General features: G+C 42.2%; 16 protein-coding genes. 13 read left to right on the top strand and 3 right to left on the bottom strand.

The features are described from left to right. Positions 1–6 precede the first annotated feature (6 nt). From RB604_RS02325 to RB604_RS02295, 7 genes are all read left to right on the top strand, one after another. Complete coding sequence (locus tag RB604_RS02325) at positions 7–1,197, top strand: hypothetical protein (RefSeq protein ID WP_007480035.1); 1,191 nt, start codon at positions 7–9, stop codon at positions 1,195–1,197. 8 nt (positions 1,198–1,205) lie between these two features. Beyond that, complete coding sequence (locus tag RB604_RS02320; RefSeq protein ID WP_055293675.1) at positions 1,206–3,839, top strand: sugar-binding domain-containing protein; 2,634 nt, start codon at positions 1,206–1,208, stop codon at positions 3,837–3,839. 127 nt (positions 3,840–3,966) lie between these two features. Continuing rightward, positions 3,967–5,004, top strand: coding sequence for a T9SS type A sorting domain-containing protein (locus RB604_RS02315; protein WP_157440079.1), 1,038 nt, complete (start codon positions 3,967–3,969; stop codon positions 5,002–5,004). A gap of 264 nt (positions 5,005–5,268) precedes the next feature. Next, positions 5,269–6,663: a T9SS type A sorting domain-containing protein gene (locus RB604_RS02310; RefSeq protein ID WP_007480041.1), complete on the top strand. Its 1,395-nt coding sequence runs from the start codon at positions 5,269–5,271 to the stop codon at positions 6,661–6,663. Positions 6,664–6,900: 237 nt separating this feature from the next. Further along, positions 6,901–7,530, top strand: coding sequence for a Cdc6/Cdc18 family protein (locus RB604_RS02305; RefSeq protein ID WP_005928907.1), 630 nt, complete (start codon positions 6,901–6,903; stop codon positions 7,528–7,530). 50 nt (positions 7,531–7,580) lie between these two features. Continuing rightward, positions 7,581–8,144 (top strand): cob(I)yrinic acid a,c-diamide adenosyltransferase, encoded by a 564-nt coding sequence (locus RB604_RS02300; protein ID WP_005928910.1) that lies wholly within the window; start codon positions 7,581–7,583, stop codon positions 8,142–8,144. 72 nt (positions 8,145–8,216) lie between these two features. After that, complete coding sequence (locus RB604_RS02295; RefSeq protein WP_002558131.1) at positions 8,217–8,438, top strand: DUF2795 domain-containing protein; 222 nt, start codon at positions 8,217–8,219, stop codon at positions 8,436–8,438. 69 nt (positions 8,439–8,507) lie between these two features. Here the strand turns inward: RB604_RS02295 and RB604_RS02290 are convergent, their stop codons facing one another. The 3 genes from RB604_RS02290 to RB604_RS02280 form a co-directional block, all read right to left on the bottom strand. Next, the gene (locus tag RB604_RS02290; RefSeq protein WP_007480055.1) at positions 8,508–9,695 is read right to left on the bottom strand and encodes a porin; all 1,188 of its coding nucleotides are present in this window, start codon (positions 9,693–9,695) and stop codon (positions 8,508–8,510) included. Between the two features lie 72 nt (positions 9,696–9,767). Beyond that, positions 9,768–10,829, bottom strand: a complete 1,062-nt coding sequence (gene ansB / locus RB604_RS02285; RefSeq protein WP_005928916.1) for an L-asparaginase 2 — start codon at positions 10,827–10,829, stop codon at positions 9,768–9,770. Between the two features lie 35 nt (positions 10,830–10,864). Next, the gene (locus RB604_RS02280; protein ID WP_055293673.1) at positions 10,865–12,175 is read right to left on the bottom strand and encodes an anaerobic C4-dicarboxylate transporter family protein; all 1,311 of its coding nucleotides are present in this window, start codon (positions 12,173–12,175) and stop codon (positions 10,865–10,867) included. Positions 12,176–12,340: 165 nt separating this feature from the next. On the opposite strand from RB604_RS02280, the gene RB604_RS02275 reads away from it, so the two are divergent. From RB604_RS02275 to porL, 6 genes are all read left to right on the top strand, one after another. Then, the gene (locus tag RB604_RS02275; protein ID WP_005928928.1) at positions 12,341–13,774 is read left to right on the top strand and encodes an aspartate ammonia-lyase; all 1,434 of its coding nucleotides are present in this window, start codon (positions 12,341–12,343) and stop codon (positions 13,772–13,774) included. A 314-nt stretch (positions 13,775–14,088) separates the two neighbouring features. Continuing rightward, complete coding sequence (locus tag RB604_RS02270) at positions 14,089–14,478, top strand: hypothetical protein (protein WP_309008395.1); 390 nt, start codon at positions 14,089–14,091, stop codon at positions 14,476–14,478. 8 nt (positions 14,479–14,486) lie between these two features. Then, entirely contained in the window at positions 14,487–15,362 is an 876-nt protein-coding gene (locus RB604_RS02265; protein WP_129649191.1) for an IS3 family transposase, read from the top strand. 702 nt (positions 15,363–16,064) lie between these two features. Beyond that, the gene (locus RB604_RS02260; RefSeq protein WP_005928933.1) at positions 16,065–17,030 is read left to right on the top strand and encodes a PorP/SprF family type IX secretion system membrane protein; all 966 of its coding nucleotides are present in this window, start codon (positions 16,065–16,067) and stop codon (positions 17,028–17,030) included. 14 nt (positions 17,031–17,044) lie between these two features. Next, positions 17,045–18,475: a T9SS ring complex lipoprotein PorK/GldK gene (gene porK, locus RB604_RS02255; RefSeq protein ID WP_005928935.1), complete on the top strand. Its 1,431-nt coding sequence runs from the start codon at positions 17,045–17,047 to the stop codon at positions 18,473–18,475. A gap of 2 nt (positions 18,476–18,477) precedes the next feature. Beyond that, on the top strand, positions 18,478–19,329 hold the full coding sequence (gene porL, locus RB604_RS02250; protein ID WP_005928938.1) for a type IX secretion system motor protein PorL/GldL: 852 nt from the start codon (positions 18,478–18,480) through the stop codon (positions 19,327–19,329). Positions 19,330–19,333: the final 4 nt, after the last annotated feature.

The raw sequence follows: 19,333 nt of genomic DNA, 5'->3' as shown, positions 1-19,333 counted from the left end.
ATAATTATGAAGTTGTTAAAGAATATATTAATATCAATTACCTTTCTGACCGTATTGGCCGGGATAATAAGTTCCTGTGGACAGCAAGAATACGATCGTGTTTTTCGTTATTATTTTGAAGCGGAACTGGATTCGGCGTATACCCGTATACGTAAAGCTGTGGAGGGTGAGGAAGAAGGATTGTATAGGGTGGGTTCGAAAGCCATCTATCAGCATAAGGCCGATTCGCTGAAAGAGATCGGCATGAGTGAGTATGCCAGCCAGGAGAACATCGACTATGCCTATTTGGGATTGTTGGCGGCTAAAGACGTTTTTGAAGATTCAAAGAACCCTTTTGTCAGTTCATTGAAAGAGCTGATTGACGAATGTCATTTCACATTGGAGAATACGGTGGAGGGTACATTGCCCGGACAATTCAAACCTGGAGCAAAAGATTCTCTTGAAATATCAGTGGGGCTGGCTGAAGCGATTCTGGAGATGCCCGGTTTAACCCAACGCATTATAGATCGGGAGTGTGAAACTCTTATTCATGCGTTGAACCGGTATGATACTTTCCTCATCGGTGATTTTGTTGTTAATGTTGAAAATGCCGGATTTGAAAAACCGGGTAGTAATCAAGTCAATTTCAACCGGATAGACGGATGGAGTTGTGCTGGCATGCTAAATAACTGGACGAATACAAAACCCGGAACAGTCAAAGCAGGTGCTGTTAATCTGCCGTCGGCACCGGAAGGCAATTGTGTGATGAATATTGGCGAATATTCTCATCCGGTTTGGCAGAGACTGAACGAACGTTTCCATTCTGGATGTACCTATATTGTGAGTTTCAAGGCCAAAATAAACTATAGTAACCCGACGCCGAAAGGTGATGATCTGGAAACGTTTGTGCGTTCACGTATCATTACTTTCCAGAAATATGATGAAGCTAATCCGGACTTGTCTGAAAATAACATTCAGGTGATACATGAAATGTCATTTAGCTTGGGAGTGGAACGTACTATGGATGATTTTATATCGTGCGAACAGTATTTCAGAGGATCGGTGGCACCGGCATTGGATGGAAAAAGAATGGCCATTCAGCTATTGTCGCATGAGGGAGCTTACAAAACAGACGGCTCCGGAAACAAGTCTGTGACAAGTTCGGACACATGGATTTTTGTGGATGATATCAAGATAGTAAGAACAACATCAAGATAAAAGCAGATATGATGAGATTAAAATTTATAATAGCTTTATTATTAGTTGGAGGAGCGCTTTCCGCACAGGTCAGGCCTTGGAAAAAACAGACGATACCGGTGTCTACACCTTGGTTTGAAGATATATCACCGGAAAATGTGTGGCCGGAATATCCGCGTCCGCAATTGGAACGCACGGAATGGATGAACCTGAACGGTATATGGAAACTGAAGCAGGATACGAAAGGGGAACTTACAATGCCGGTGGATTTTTCATCTTATCGGGAGATATTGGTGCCCTTTCCCGTAGAATCGGCTTTGTCGGGCGTAATGTTGCAACGGCAGAGGCATGTGTGGTATACGCGCAACTTTACCATTCCTGACAGTTGGACTGGGAAGCGAATCATGATTAATTTCGGTGCGGTGGACTGGGAGAGTGAAGTCTTCATCAATGGTCAGAGTGTGGGAGTGCACAGAGGAGGATATGACCCTTTCTCTTATGATATTACAGATAAATTGAAAAATACTGGCGAAGAAAATGAAGTCGTGGTCCGGGTATATGATCCGAGTGACGAAGGCGGGCAACCGAATGGGAAGCAGTGGAATAATCCTTTCTCTGTGTTTTATACGGCATGTACCGGAATTTGGCAGACTGTGTGGCTGGAACCGGTTGCCGACATACACGTCCGGGATATAAGCATGGTTCCCGATATCGATGCGAGCCAACTGAAATTGACGGTTAATGTGGATAATGGTACGCAACAGACCAAAGCTACAGTTTTGATAAAAGAGGAGGAACGGATTATTGCCCGGCAAGATGTCGCCATGAATGAAGAGGTGCGGATTGCCATTCCGGATCAGAAATTATGGTCACCGGATTCCCCATTCCTCTATACGCTGGAATTGAGCATTGAGGATAACGGAAGAGTTACCGATCATGTGAAAAGCTACTTTGGCATGCGTAAGGTCAGCATGGGAGAGTGGGGAGGTTATAAGAGGATCTTCCTGAACAATGAATATCTATTTAATTTTGGCGTACTCGATCAGGGCTATTGGCCCGATGGTGTCTATACGGCTCCATGCGATGAAGCTTTGGTTTGGGACATTCTGAAAATAAAAGAAATGGGATTCAATACTTCACGTAAGCATGGAAAGACGGAATTTGCCCGTTGGTATTATCATTGTGACCGGTTGGGACTTTTGGTCTGGCAGGATATGCCGAGTGCTCCTACGGGACGCGACGGTGTTACCATTCCTCCAGGTCCTTGGGAGGGTGAGTGGAATCATACGGACGATTCCAGGGTATCCGAAAGAAACAAGGCCAACTTTAAAATAGAGTTAGAAAATGTGGTTCGTAGCTTAAAGAATCACCCTTCGATTATTCAATGGATTGTTTTTAATGAGAATTGGGGGCAGTTCAGTACGATGGAAAATACCCAGAAGGTGCTTGACATGGATCCTAACCGCTTAGTGACGGCTGCAAGTGGGTTTACGGACTTTGAGATAGGGCACATACAGGATTATCATTCGTATCCTTATCCGACTATTGGAACCTGGTATCCGGGTGTGCCTACTGTTGATTATCCCACTACCAGACGCATTCGGGTAGTAGGGGAATATGGCGGCATTGAATACAATGTACCCGGTCATACTTGGTACCCTAACCCTTCCGGAGTATACGACCGCCCGGCTACCTCTGTGGAGCAGCTTACCATGCGGTTTACCAATATAGCCGAATGGGCAAATGCCATGGCTAAACAGGACGGGCTGTCGGCTGCTATCTATACGGAGATTGCCGATGTGGAAAATGAAACCAATGGGCTAGTTACTTATGATCGTAAATATGATAAAATAAACATCGGAAGAATCAGGCCGATTATTGAATATACAATCAAGAGTTGTAGTACGGCCGATGATTTTACAACGCTTGTATCTCCCAATGCCAAGTGGAAATATACATTGAATACACCTTCTGATGGTTGGCAGGGAATGGATTTCTCTGATTCTTCGTGGAAAGAAGACTACGGATGTTTTGGTGATAGTGGAGGAAAGCTGTTTACTTCACTCAGGCGGACCTTGTGGAACACTCCCGATATATGGATGCGTAAAGTATTTAATCCCGGAGAGTTGACCGACGAGCAAATCCGCCATCTGTTTGCCGAGCTATATGTAGATGGCGAGGTGAGAGTGTATATCAATGGGGTTGAGGCGCTTGCTTTTGAAGAAGAGAACTGGCCATTGGAGAAGAAACACTTCTATACCCTTTCCGATGAGGCCAAAAAGACCATTTGTCCAAATACCGATAATGTCGTAGCCGTGCATTGTCATAATGCGGTCGGAGGTTGTTATATCGGTTTGGGGCTTTCTGTCAGTAATAATATTTTTGGGACAGGAATCGGTGAAGTCTCTGGAGGAAAGAATCAATCTTTGTTTGAAGTATACCCCAATCCCGTGCTCGACTATGTCAATATTGCATTTCCTGCCCCTTTACAGAATGATGAAGTGGTGGAATTCTACTCATTGACCGGGATTATGACAGGTAGGGAATTAATCAAGGCAGGTACATCCCATGTGTCATTTTCAAAGAGCGATTTTAATTTGCAATCGGGAACCTATATCGTAAAATTGAAGTCTGCTTCAAAGATTTTAATTGTCAATGGTTAACGTGAGTTAATTTTAAGGGAAAGGATAACGGAATTTATTCTTTCCCAAGTATAAAGGTAAATTTATTTTTAGAAGAAATATTAAATAACCGTTTAATTCCATAGTTATGAAATTTAAAATTACACTTATGTTGCTTTTAATAGCTTCGATGCTAAAAGCACAGGAAACAAGGATTGTATTCAATGCACCGGCAAGTACTCCTGCAGATGCTACTGTGACACTGATGATTTGGACGGCCATCGAGTATGAACCCGGACAATGGCTGGGATTTGGAGATGATTATACGGGAGATCTTCGTCCCGAAACTTATCAATTGGAGAAAGAGAGCGACGGAGTTTATTCTTTGACTTTGGAGTCTGCCGTGTTAGGTCAGCACGCTGCCGGATATATGAGTAATTATATTGGGATGCGCTTTTACATGAATGGCGATCCTACGAATTTAGCTATGTTCCGCAACCTTTCAGGGGATATTTATACAGATGATTGGCCTTCTTACAAAGATGTGTATGATGATGGGGGAAACGTAGTGGGCGAAGGCCTGATCGAAGGAAAAGAGTATACAGTAGATGCTGTTTATTGGAAGAGTGAAGCACAATCGTATGAAGTGACCTATAATGTAACTGTTCCTTCCAATACTCCTGATGATTTGGTTATCTATATCTGGGGAGCTAAATTTGGATATGGACTTGATGATAGCAACCGTATGACCAAAAAGGCGGATGGAACCTGGACACTTACTGCTTCTTATTATGAACAACCGACTGCTTTCTATACCTATGTAATGAACTACGAGGAGATTATGGAAGGTGACATTACGATCAGTGAAAGAAATGCCGACGAGAATGACGACAGTAATGTTGACAGGGTTGTTCCTGCAGGGCCTGCTGTGCTCAATGATGTAGTGGCGCGCTGGGAAGGTTATCCTTATGTCGGTACAGGTATTGACAGTCCTAAAATCAATGATCTGGGCGTATTCGTAGCAGGTAATACGATCGTGATTAATTCTCAGGATAATGTCGTGGTAACCGTCTACAATCTGGAGGGTAAGATCATTCTGACCGCTGCCGGAACCAATGAAGTAATAAATAATATAGCTTCAGGTAGCTATATTGTCAAAGTATCGAATGCAACACAATCACTATCACAGAAAATAGTAATTCGATAATAGTCAGAAGAGCCTGTTTGATTTTTTTGGAAAAAGTTTCTCAGTTTATTTAGTATTTGTTTTCGGTCTGTTTTTCATTCATCGGACAGTTTGTAGTCCTCCTTAAAATGAAAAAGAATATCTTGGAAACAACTATTAAAACAAGGCTGGACAAGGTTTGAACAGGCTCTTACCAGATGTCTTTTATGATGCCTGACGAATTATAAAGAACCTGTTCCCTTCCTTTTTACTTTAAATTATTCACTTATTTAAATCTATAGTATCATGAGAATAAAAATTACATTTTTATTAGTCATGCTTGTATCTCTTATGCAAGCACAGACTACAATGGTAGCGTTTAAAGCACCTGAATCGACACCAGAGAATGCGAAAATCTTGGTTGGCAGCTCGAGCTGGCAAGGCGGTTGGGATGCGAGTTATGGATTGCCGGATCATGGGTATGAATTGACAAAAGCGGCTGATGACGACTACTATCGCGTAGAAGTTCCTGCTGATTTCTGTAATGCCGGAATTCGCTTTATCCTGAATGGTGATCCTGAAAACATAGCTCAATGGCTGAAAGACGATGGGATAAACTATGATACCGACTCTTGGGGAAATGAAGATTATAAGGTTGAAGAAAATGGGAATATAGTTTACTATTTCAACCAATTTGTGGCATGGAAAAAAGAGGTGATTGTTAAATCCAATGAGATCGTGTTTCATGCACCGGAGAGTACTCCTGCCGATGCTGTTATCTGTGTTGGTAGCACTTTGTTTAATTGGGATTATGGATTTGACAACCTGACAAATGTCATTGAGATGGAAAAGGGGGACGATGGGTTGTATCGTGCCGAAGTAGAGACCGATTTTGTTGTAGGAAAAGGACTCCGTTTCGTTTTAATGGGCGATAACGGTGAAGTGGATAATGTGGCTGTTTGGAGAACAGAGAGAAATACATACGATATTGATTCATGGGATCATGACAAGCACATTATAGTTGAGGATTATAAAATAATTTATGATGTCGTCAAATTCTATGATTGGCGGAAAAATGTGGAAAATACTTCTGTATCCATCCTTTTCCATGCACCGGAGTCTACACCGGCCAACGGGATAGTATATGTGGGTAGTAGAATGTTTAATGATGACTTTGGCTTTACCGGAACAATAGAGGCGCTCGAAATGGAGAAAGGGGCCGATGGTATCTATAAAGTAACTACAACGATGCCTTTTGTCAATCAACCGTTGCGTTTTGTTTTAGTAGATGAAGATAACCTTTCGTTTGACAATATAGCTCTTTATCTGAAAGCAAAACCGGAAGACAATCCGGATGCTGAGGATGAATACGATCGGGATTCATGGGATCATGTGGTTACTGTGGGGGATGATGATGCCCATGTGGTGGAAATCTCTAAATTTGTGAAGTGGACTGTCAATTCATCAGTGGGTCTTTATACGGCTCCGGATGCCGGCGAAGCGATCATTTTTGCCGGAGATAAGAGCATAACCATTGAGTCTGGTGAACTGTCCGAAGTAACTGTATACGATTTACTTGGAAATGTATGTTTGAAGAAAAATGTACAGAAGGAAATTATTCCTTTCCAAGGAAAAGGTGTCTATATTGTACAATTACTGAACAATTCAGGCAAGGTAACGAAAAAGGTTGTTTTGAAGTAACAGAATATACGTTCGTTTTATAGTAGAAATAAGGAGTGGCCACTTTTTGGGGCTTACCCCTTATTTTTTGTTATTGGGGAGTGATTGTCTTTGTGCTTTTCTTTTCCGATTATTAGGAGAAATTTTCATAATTGTCATTGTTTGAATAAGCCGATCCTTAATAACATTTCGGTATCTGGTGGATTCTATGAACTAAAAAATATATCTTTGCTGCAAAATATTACAGTATACCCCGCTATGAACATCATACTTGCTTTAAAACGGCCTTTTATCTGGCTTTCCCGTGTGCGCCATCGCTGTGGATATGGCGTACATTCCCCTTTTGCCTTTGAATTGATCACTTGTCTTTTCTACGAGAAAACTCCTTATTACGCTTATAAGGAATTGGCGCAGGAAGAAAAAAAACAGAAGAGGAATCATGGTAAAGGATGGCGAAACGAGTCTCTTAAAGTAAAGCGTCTGTTGTTCCGGTTGGTAAACAGGATACAACCCGGTACGATTATCGATTTTGGTACTCCATCCTCTTCTTCTTTGTATTTGCAATCCGGAAAGGCAACTGCCGATTATACGTTTGCTTCCGAGCTTTCCGAACTTTTTCTGGAAGCGGACGTACCCGTAGATTTTCTTTATATACATTGTCATCAGAGTCCGGTTCTGGTGGAAGATGTTTTTCGTATTTGTCTTGCACGGGTCGTTCAGCAGAGTGTTTTCGTGATTCGTGGCATTCATTATTCCAAAGCAATGAAGAACCTTTGGGAGCGATTGAAAGCGGATGATCGGGTAGGTATTACTTTTGATCTTTATGACGTGGGGATTCTTTTCTTTGATAAAACAAAGATAAAACAGCACTATATAGTCAACTTCTGATTATATTTGTGTGTTAACCATATAAAATGAATTCCTAAAGAACGATGATTATGAAGAAGAGCCTTGTATATACAAAGACCGGAGACCGTGGTACTACCGGATTGATTGGAGGAACACGCGTGTCGAAAACACATATTCGTCTGGAGGCCTATGGTACGGTAGACGAACTGAATGCTAATCTTGGATTATTGATCACTTATCTCAATGAAGAGCATGATAGGGAATTTCTTTTGCATGTGCAAAATAAATTGTTTGCTATAGGCTCTCACCTAGCTACCGATCAAGACAAAGTACGGTTGAATGAAGTCAGCATCATTACCCCTGCCGATGTGGAGCAGATTGAACATGAGATAGATGCTGCCGACGAAATCCTTCCCCCTTTGAGTAATTTTGTGCTTCCCGGTGGCGCGGCCGGTGCTGCCGTCTGTCATATCTGCCGTACGGTGTGCCGGCGTGCCGAACGGCGGATACTTACTCTGTCCGAAAGTAGTACAATTTCTCCTGAATTGTTAGCTTATGTAAACAGATTATCAGATTATTTATTCATTTTATCACGTAAAATCAATTTTAACGAGGGAAAAGAAGAAATATTTTGGAATAATAGTTGCAAGTGAAATTTTTTGTTATACTTTTGCCGAAAAATAGAAACCTAAGATTAATATTCACAATTTAAATACTTATAGCTTATGTATTGGACATTGGAATTAGCATCAAAGTTGGAAGATGCTCCTTGGCCGGCAACTAAGGATGAGTTGATTGATTATGCCATGCGTTCGGGAGCTCCTCTTGAGGTAATAGAGAACTTGCAGGAAATGGAAGATGAGGGCGAAATCTATGAAAGTATAGAAGATATATGGCCGGATTATCCGAGTAAGGAAGACTTCTTTTTCAACGAGGAGGAGTATTGATTCTGAAAAAATGACACAAATAAAAAAATGCCCGGTAGTGATAAACTTCCGGGTATTTTTTATTTATGCTTAAAATACAGGCATTTGCCAGATGAACCCTACGGATATGCGGTTGGTGGAGTAGTCTTCTTGTCCCAGTATTTTGGCACGGGAGGTGAAGTTGTACGAACGTCCTACATAGGTAAGGAAAAAATGCAGATTTGTTTCCATCGGATAATATTCTACTCCGGCAAGATAGCCCCAGGAAGTACGGTAATTGCCTTTAGCGATATCTTCTGTGCTTTTAGTTACAGAAGCGGTCTCGTACATCCCTTTTACGAATACATTCCATTTGGGTAGGAAACGGTAGTTCAGCTTGGTGACTACCGACAGATAACCAGTATCAAAAACATTGTGTCCGCCGGGGCGCCCGACAATTCCGGTGATTGTTCCGTTTCTGTCTATCCCTTCTTGGGCATACATAAAATCGAGAAACATATTGAACTTGTCCAGATTCAACTCGTTACCTAATGCATAGTAATACATGTTTTTGCTTTTTGCTTCGTTTAGAATAGAAGCAGACCAACGGGTCTTGAATATATCGTTGAAAGTTCCGTTCCAGTTCAATGTATATACCAGTGGGAGTTTACCTGATTTCAAGTCGGGCAGTTTCCCCTCTTCATTCTCGGTAATTCCATAGGTACTGTCAAATGAGCCGTTCCGGCTGTTCAATATCTGTAGATTAAGCTGCTGGGTGGAGGTCAGATTATAGCCGATATTCAATCCGGTCATGAAATTACTCATGTTCTCGATCATATCACTGTATTCGTAGATATCGATCGGATTCAGATCGAATTCAATTCCACCGTAGGCGGTACATTGCTTACCGGCAAAAAGGTTGAAGCGATTGTTCAGCTTTATTCCGATTCCGGCATAATCGATGGAAGTAGGAACATTATCAATCATTCCGCCTCCGTCGTTGGAACGGTTCAAGCGTTGGCGATAGCGGTAAGAGAGCCAGTTGTTGATGTTTCCTTTCATTTCGATACGTAGCTGCCTCATTTTGAAAGTCCCTTCTTCGAATCCGTCTCTGAAGTTTGCATCAAATCCTCCTTGCATATTGAGGTAAAGGTTGAATTTATCCGATTTCTTTTTTACATCGGTCAATTCCTCAAATAGCGTTTTATCAACCATGAATTTCTTACTCTTCTCTGTCCTTTGGGCATATACCCCCTGAATACTACCCAAAATGAGTAGCATAAACATTAATTTTTTCATAAACAGTTAGGTTAATGAATTAGTGATTAGTGATAAGTGAATTTACTAATCACTCACTACCAATCACTAATTTTAGTATTCATTGAAATATTCCTGTATCTTTTTCCAGTCATTGGTTTTGGTCAATGCAAGCATGAGTAATACGCGTGCTTTCTGCGGATTTAGCTCCTGAGATGCAACAAACTGATATTGGGCATCGTCCACTTCTGCATCCAGCGTTGTAGGACCGGTGGGTACTCTGGAAGAACGGACAACGAGTATTCCTTTTTTACGGGCATCAATCAGTACAGGGAAAATGTTTTTATGAATATTTCCATTACCTACTCCTGCATGGATAATACCTTTATATCCATTTTCCAACAGGGGAGTTACCATGTCGGCTTCTATGTTTGAGTAACTATAGACGATACCTACTTTGGGGAGTGATTCCAGGTAGGTCACGTCAAAAACGGATTGTAGGGTATGTCTCTTTAATGGAGCCTGATTATAATAGGCTTTTCCGTTGAAGATGTACCCCAAAGCTCCGGAGTTGGGAGCTTGAAAAGTCTGCACGTCGATCGTGTTCATTTTCTGAACGCTTTCTGCTCCTAAGATGAGGCCGTTCATGGCTACCAATACGCCCTTACCTATGGATTCTTTGGCACCTGCGGTGACTACGGCATTGTAAATATTGAGCGGACCGTCTGCACTTAAAGCGGTAGAAGGGCGCATGGCTCCCACCAACACCACCGGCTTATTGCTTCTTACTGTCAGATTTAGGAAATAAGCAGTTTCTTCCATGGTATCTGTTCCGTGGGTAATCACGATACCGTCTATATCCGAACGTTTCAATAATTCGTTTATCTTTTTGGCAAGCGTGAGCCAAACAGCATCATTCATGTCCTGTGAACCGATTTTTACAATCTGTTCACCGGTCACATTGGCAATATCGTTCAATCCCGGAACGGCATCCAGAAGGGTACTGATAGCTACTTGGCCGGCTGTATAGTTTGTAGAAGTGGCCGAGGTACCTGTTCCGGCAATGGTTCCACCGGTTGCGAGGATGTGGATGTTAGGTTTTCCGGCAGCGAGAGCTGCGGTTGCGGATAGTAATAACACGACTACTACCAGGCTTAATTTTTTTAATTCTTTCATGACTGAATGGTTGTTTAGGTTTAATATATTACAGTTTAATAAATTTGTATGAACAGAAGTCCCAGTACGATGGCCACCACTGTCGATACGATACCGGGCATCATAAAGGAATGATTCAACACATATTTGCCTATTTTTGTTGTACCGGTACGGTCAAAATTAATAGCTGCTACCACTGTGGGGTAGTTGGGTATGAAAAAATATCCGTTGACAGCCGGAAACATGGCAATAAGCATATAAGGAGAAATGCCTAAAGCAATTCCTAAGGGCATCAATGCCCGTACAGTGGCAGCTTGGCTATAAAGCAAGATGGACATGATAAACAGCGCGATACCGAATAGCCAAGGCATTTCACGCACGAACCCCTCAATAGATTGGGTCAGTTCACCCATATTTCCTTGCAGGAATGTATCACCCATCCAGGCAATACCGAAAATCGCTATTACTGCCTGCATTCCGGCCGGGAAAACAGAGCCTTGTGTTGCTTTCAAACCGTCCGTTTTGGTGAACAGAAGGATCAGTGCGGCTGCCGATAACATCACAATTTCAATGATGGACGACATTCCTAACGTAACGATTTCTCCGTCTATCAGAAAAGAAGGGCGCATCCCTTCAAACGATCCGAAAAATACAATAAATATAGTGGCCAGTATGAAGATAAGTACGGAAACCAACGCGTGACGCTTGTTCTGCACATCTTTAATGGTTACTTTGTGCTCTTTGATGAGTCCTTCTGCTATACGTTTCTGATATTCGGGATCATCTACTAACTCTTTTCCTACACGCATCGAGAAGAAAGCTCCTACCAATACACCGATAATAGTTGCAGGAATCGTTATTTTTAAAATATCGAATAAAGTAATATCGAATCCGGCCAATAAGCCTAACAGGGCTACGGTTGCTGCCGATATGGGACTTGCCGTAATGGCCTGTTGTGAAGCGATAACGGCAATGCCGAGGGGCCTTTCCGGGCGGATTTTGGTTTCGGTAGCTACCTCTGCTATTACCGGAAGAACGGAGTAGGCAACATGCCCTGTTCCGGCTACAAACGTAAACAAATAGGTTACGATCGGACTTAGAATAGTAACGTGAGAAGGATTTTTACGCAATAACTTTTCAGCAAGTTTTACCATGTAGTCGAGACCGCCTGCGGCCTGCATACACGAAGCTGCCGAGATTACGGCAGCGATCATCAGCATGACATCTATCGGAGGGGCTGTGGGTTGTAATCCAAAGCCGAAAGTAAGTATGGCAAGCCCGACGCCTCCCATTACTCCGAGTCCGATGCCGCCCAAACGGGCACCGACAATAATTGCAGTTAATACGAATGCTAATTGTAAAATCATATCATTTCTTTTAAGAATTCTGACAAAGGTAACTGAAATCTGTTACTGTAGTTTAAACAACAAAAAAAACGTTGAATGGTTTTTGCATATTTATTAAAACAATAACAGCCGGGGGTGGTTATTATATTAGAACAAATAAAAAATATCCTATTAAAAATAGAAATTATGGAACAGAATTTATCAAGAGAAACCCGTACGGAAAGTGACTTGATCGGTAGTCGTGAAGTACCGGCAGATGCATTGTACGGTGTTCAGACATTAAGGGGAATTGAAAATTTCCGTATCAGTAAATTCCATTTAAACGAGTATCCCTTGTTTATAAATGCGCTTGCTATCACCAAGATGGGGGCGGCAGTTGCTAACTATGAACTCGGCTTATTGACAAAGGAACAGGTGGATGCTATTCTTAAGGCCTGTAAAGAAATTCTTGAAGGCGAACATCATGAGCAGTTTCCGGTGGATATGATTCAGGGCGGTGCCGGAACGACTACCAATATGAATGCCAATGAAGTGATAGCAAACCGTGCGCTCGAGTTGATGGGACATCAGCGGGGAGAATATCAATACTGCTCACCCAACGATCACGTGAACCGTTCACAATCTACCAATGATGCCTATCCCACGGCTATACATCTTGGCATGTACTATACCCATCTCAAATTAGTGAAACATTTCAGTGAATTGATCGAGGCTTTTCAGAAGAAAGCTACTCTGTTTGCACATATTATCAAGATGGGGCGTACCCAATTGGAAGACGCCGTACCGATGACTTTGGGGCAGACATTTAACGGCTTTGCAAGCATTCTTCGTGATGAGATTAAGAATTTGGATTTTGCAGCACAGGATTTTCTGACAGTCAACATGGGGGCTACCGCTATCGGGACCGGAATTACTGCCGAACCGGAATATGCAGAGAAATGTATTGAAGCTCTGCGCAAAATTACCGGTTGGGATATCAAGCTGGCCGAAGATTTAGTGGGTGCCACTTCGGATACTTCCGCCATGGTGGGGTATTCATCGGCTATGCGGCGTGTTGCTGTGAAAATGAATAAGATTTGTAATGACTTGCGTCTGTTGGCTTCCGGTCCGCGTTGTGGCTTAGGGGAGATTAATCTTCCTGCCATGCAACCCGGATCGTCTATTATGCCGGGCAAGGTCAATCCGGTGATTCCCGAGGTGATGAATCAAGTCTCCTATAAAGTGATTGGAAACGACCTTTGTGTAGCCATGAGTGGTGAAGCAGCACAAATGGAACTCAATGCTATGGAGCCTGTGATGGCGCAGTGCTGTTTTGAGTCGGCGGATCTGTTGATGAACGGATTTGATACCTTGCGTACTTTATGTATCGATGGCATTACGGCGAATGAAGAAGTCTGTCGTCGTTATGTGCACGACAGTATTGGTGTGGTTACTGCGCTTAATCCTGTAATTGGTTATAAGAACTCCACAAAGATAGCCAAAGAGGCTCTTGAAACAGGCAGAGGTGTTTATGAATTAGTATTGGAGCACGGCATTCTTTCAAAGAAAGATCTCGATACTATTTTGAAACCAGAAAATATGATCAAACCGGTAAAGTTGGATATTAAGTCTAATAAATAATGGCTGATTTTGATTGGATCAGGATAAATGTGGGAATCTACTTTCAGGGGGATAGTACATGATGATTGTCGGTTTGTTGAAGAACAACTGTCATACATTATTTATGAGAGTAGATTTATGGATATAATAGAATTTCAAATATTATTCGTTCTTACCTAAATAGAGAAACAAATCAATCTCTAAAAAAGAAGATATGAGTGATACTTACTTTTCCATATATAAACTATATATTTTTCGGTAATTTGATGATAGGTTTTTAAGATTGAGGATTGTAGTGTACTGAATAAGTTGACACTTTCTAAATCAAAAAAAGTATGTCAACCAAAAGAAAACCTCACAGAAAGTTTACAGAATTGGAAAGTAAGTCTTATATTCGCGAGTATCTTTCCAACTCCGACCGTCGGAAAACATTTGAACGACGTAATGGATTAAGTTTAGGTACATTGTCCCGCTGGATGAAAATGTACGAGATAGAAGATCCTAAGATGCAAAAATCCATCATTGATCCACAGCTGATAGACGAAGACTCAGCGGCCCTTATTGCTCAGCTTCGTGCTGAAAATGAAACGTTACACAAGTCTAACCGTCAACTTCAACGGGATTTGGATACGACAAAGATGCTTCATGAAGCCTGCGAGGTGCTAATTGATCTGACAGAGCAGACCTATCATATCCCCGTGCGAAAAAACTCAGATGCCAAGTAATCGACACCTTGTCACAGAGAGGCTCGGTCAACCGTAAATGCGGTGGTCTGAACAGACTCTGTGGTTACTTCGGCATAACCAGACAAGGTTACTATAAACATGTGGACAGACAGTGTGAAGTTAATGTTTTGAAGACAAGTATTGTTCTGTATTGCAAAGAATTAAGAACTTTAATGCCCCAATCGGGTATGCGTGAGCTATATGTATGCTGTGTTCGTTACTTTAAGGAGAAAATGGTGATAGGTCGTGACCAGTGCTATGAGATATTCCGCTCTAATGGTCTGGTCCAGAGGAAGAAGCGTGTACGTCCCAAAACAACGAACTCCAATCATAATTATTATATATATCCTGATTTGCTGAACACGACACCTAAGTTCGTAGCAAGCACAAGCGGAAGTATGGTTGTGGCAGATATTACCTATGTCTCCACCAGGGATGGCTGGGCATACCTGTCCTTGCTTACTGATAGCCACAGTCGTGCAATAGTAGGCTATTCGTTCTGTCCTTCATTGACAACGGAAGGCCCGATGAAAGCTTTGGAGTCAGCTTTCCTGTTTTACAGAGAGAACGGGATAGACATCAGCGGGTTGATACATCATTCAGACCGTGGGGTTCAATACTGCTCAAACCAATACGTTGACACGTTAAAAGCACAACATATAAGCATAAGCATGACACAGTGTGGTGATCCTCTGCATAATGCATTGGCCGAGCGGATGAACAATACTATTAAGAACGGATGGCTCTTTGACTGCGGGAAGGAGACTTTTAACCAGGTGGAAGAACGTATTAAACAGGCTGTGTACACATATAATAATATCCGGCCACACCAAGCTTTGAAAATGCGCACACCAATGGAAATTATAAAGGAGGAGAAGGTATGAAAGTGCCCCGACTCAGGTTGTGCTCGTCGGGACGGGTGGTCACGCCCCTTGCCGCACGGCGATCCCCGACCAAGGATATTTCTTGGCAAACGAGATAATAACAAAAATCAGTTCAACAACATTGGAATAAATAGAATAATTAGCATTATATTTGGAAATCCAAATAGGACAACTACAGTAGGGCTAACAAACAGAAATGTAAACCTATTCAGGTATTGAAAATTGTTGAGTGAACGAATACAGTAATAACAATCGAAGTTGTCAACTAAATCCAGTACACATCAGATATTAGCATGAAACAATAACAACATGGGGATGTTTCTGGTGAAAACATCCCCATGTTGTTATGCAAAACACCCGGATGTTCTTACCGACAACATCCGGGTGTTTTTTACATTAGATTTTATGGCTATATGATAATACCTTGTTTATTAATTGTTTAAACTCTTCATGAGCAAAGGCAAAGATACGATTATTCTCGGGGCATTTGTTTTGAATAAATTATTTTTTTATTTTTTATCCAATGCTTTTTCAAATCAGGTTGTCTTCTAAAAGTATAGTAATAAAAAAGATGTGGAAATATGGAAACGACGACATTAGTTAAGGGGCGTTCTTTTATTTTTGGAAAGTCTGATTAACAGAAAAATACTTGATTTATTTCTTTCACACAATTTTTTTTCGGTTTTGTAGTTCTTTATACTGATGAACCGGTTTTTTTTTATATGTATTCTCACCACTTTGGCTTTATTTACCTCATCAAAGGTCAAAGCGCAGTTTGATGTGCACTTCAATCAATATTGGGACTTGAAGGGCTTCTATAATCCTGCTTGGGCGGGACAAACAGATAAACTAAATATCGCCGGAACTTATTCCATGCAGATGATGGGTTTCACTCATTCACCCCGTACGATGTATTTTGGAGCAGATATGCCTTTTTCGCTGTTTAATAAAAAACATGGAGCAGGAGCGGGATTTTTTAGTGATGCGATCGGTCTTTTTCGCAACCAGCGTGTTTGGCTGCAATATTCTTATAAACACCAGATTGGAAAAGGAAGGCTGGGCGTGGGATTACAATTGGGTTTTGTCAGTGTCTCGTTTGATCCGGAAAATATCTATTTAGGAGAAGATAAGCAGGAGGACCCTGCTTTTCCGACGGAACAGAAAAATGGTATGGGGCTTGACTTGGGGGTCGGAGGATTTTATTCACATCCGAAATTTTATGTCGGCTTCTCCGGACATCACCTTACTTCGCCGACCATAGAAATGGGGACTACAGAGGCCGGTGCAACGAGTAGTCTAAAGATTGATCCAATGCTTTATTTCACTGGCGGATACAATATTCAGACTCGTAATCCGTTAGTTTCCATACAACCGTCGCTATTATTACAGAGTGATTTAAATAAGGTAAGAGCCGATCTGACAGGACGTGTATTGTATACTTTTAATGAAAGAGTTTTTGTCGGAGGGCTTACTTATTCACCGGGAGTTTCCTTTACAGTAAGTATCGGAGCTACGATTCGTGGAGTGACGGTGGGATATGCTTACGAAGCTTATACGTCAAAAATCGGAATCGGGAATGGCAGTCACGATTTGATAGTAAGTTATGCGATGGATATCAATTTATTTAAGAAAAGTAAGAATAAACATAAGAGTGTACGAATCTTATAATTGTGGAGAAAAGGATGAAAAGTAAAAACTGTATAGCAGTGGCGTTACTGGTCGCTTTGCTTTCTTCGTGTATGGGACGCATGGCAGGAGGTGGCGGTACCGGCGGAGAAGTGGTAGGCGTCAGTGTCACGGCATGGAACGAGCCGGCTCCTTATGGTATGGTGCTGATAAAACGCGGTTCTCTTAAGATAGGACCGGAAGAACAGGACTCACTTTGGGGAGCACCTGTGCCGACAAAGGAAATCTCGGTTGAGTCTTTTTGGATGGATGAGACAGAAGTAACGGTATCTGAATACAAGCAATTTGTGTACTGGGTGCGCGACTCTATTATCCGTGAACGTCTGGCAGATCCTGCGTACGGAGGTAATGAAGCTTATAAAATCGAAGAAGACCGGGAGGGTAATCCTATCAAGCCATATCTGAACTGGTCGAAACCCATTCCTTGGAAAAAGCCTACGGAAGATGAGTTGATGGCGATTCAGAGTGTATACAAAAAGCATCCGATCGATGGTACGACGATGCTGGACGCTTCTCAGATGAACTATTATTATGAGGTTTTTGATTATGTGGAAGCTGCCAAGCGTCGGAATCGTTTGAATCCGAATGAACGGAATAAGAATACAGATATCGAAGTTAATCCGGACGAGGTGATCATGATCTCCAAAGATACGGCTTATATTGATGATGACGGTCGTATTGTGAATCGTACGATTACGCGGCCTCTCTCCAGCGAATGGGATTTCCTGAACAGTTATATAATCAACGTTTATCCAGATACGACATGTTGGGTGAATGATTTTCCGAATGCGAATAATGAATCGTACATGCGGTTGTATTTCAATCATCCGAGTTACAATGAGAATCCGATCGTAGGAGTTAGCTGGGAACAGGCGAATGCTTTCTGTGTGTGGCGTACGAACTATTTAATGGCTGGTTTGAAAGGACAGGCGCGATTCATACAGCGTTATCGGCTCCCGACAGAAGTGGAGTGGGAGTTTGCCGCGCGTGGACGTGACGGTAATAAGTATCCGTGGTCGGATGAAGAGACCAAGGATGAAAAAGGATGTTATAAAGCCAACTATAAACCGGGCAAGGGTGATTATACCAAAGACGGTAACCTGATAACTACTCGTGTAGGTGCCTATTCTCCTAATGTGAACGGGTTGTATGATATGGCTGGTAATGTTTCCGAATGGACATCGACTGTTTATACTGAATCAGGAGTGATGTCGATGAACGATTTTAATCCGGAATTGCAATACAATGCTGCTGTTGAAGATCCTTACCGTATGAAGAAGAAAGTGATTCGCGGCGGTTCATGGAAAGACGTGAATGCCCTTATCCGTTCGGATGCCCGTGCTTCGGAATATCAGAATGAACAACGTTCCTATATCGGTTTCCGGTGCGTGCGTACACAAGTTGGTTATAATAAGAAAGGAAGGTAATTATGACAAATAGAGAAAACAAGAGAAGCCTGCGGCAGAAAATACAAGATTTTATGTCTACTCCTAAAGGACAGACGATTATGAATTATGCTTATAATTGGGGAGCATCGGTTGTAATTATGGGTACACTTTTTAAGTTGACTCATTTGCCGGGAGCTAACTTTATGCTATTTGCCGGGATGGGTACGGAGGTTTTGATATTTTTCCTTTCGGCTTTCGATCTTTCGGGAGTGAAAAGGGATGGCACCAATGCAGGGGCTTCTGTATCATTGGGAGGAAACATACAAGCCGGAAATATTGTGTCCGGTGATGCTGTTGCCGATAATACGGAATTTTCCGGAATGTCGTCTGCGGATGATGTACCTGCCGGAAATAGGATTGCAGGGGGAGGCCCTTCGATTGTAGTGGTGCAAGGAGGAAGTGCTATGCAGGCGGGTACTCCGATACAGACCGGTTCTCAGAATATATCTCCGATGCCTGCCGGCCAGCCGGTTCAGCCAATTCAGCCTGTTCAAACTGTTCAGCCTGCTCCTGCTGCTCCGTCGGCCCCGCCTATCACACCGGAAATGGAGGAAGCTACCACAGCTTATTTGGAGCAGTTGAAAGCAATGACCGAGATGCTTTCCCGTTGTACAGAGCAGGCACAAAGTGTTTCACAAGACACAGAACAGATGAATATGCTCAGCAAGAACCTTGCCGGTATCAATGCTATCTACGAAATGCAGTTGCGTAGTGTCAGCACACAGATAGGAACCATCGATCAGGTACATGAACAAACCCGCAGAATGGCTCGTCAGATTGAAGAACTTAATGAAGTATATGCTCGTATGTTGCAGGCTATGACTTCTAAATAAAAAA

Source organism: Bacteroides salyersiae (assembly GCF_031172035.1).
GTDB lineage: Bacteria > Bacteroidota > Bacteroidia > Bacteroidales > Bacteroidaceae > Bacteroides > Bacteroides salyersiae.
This window is presented reverse-complemented; position numbering and strand designations above follow the sequence as displayed.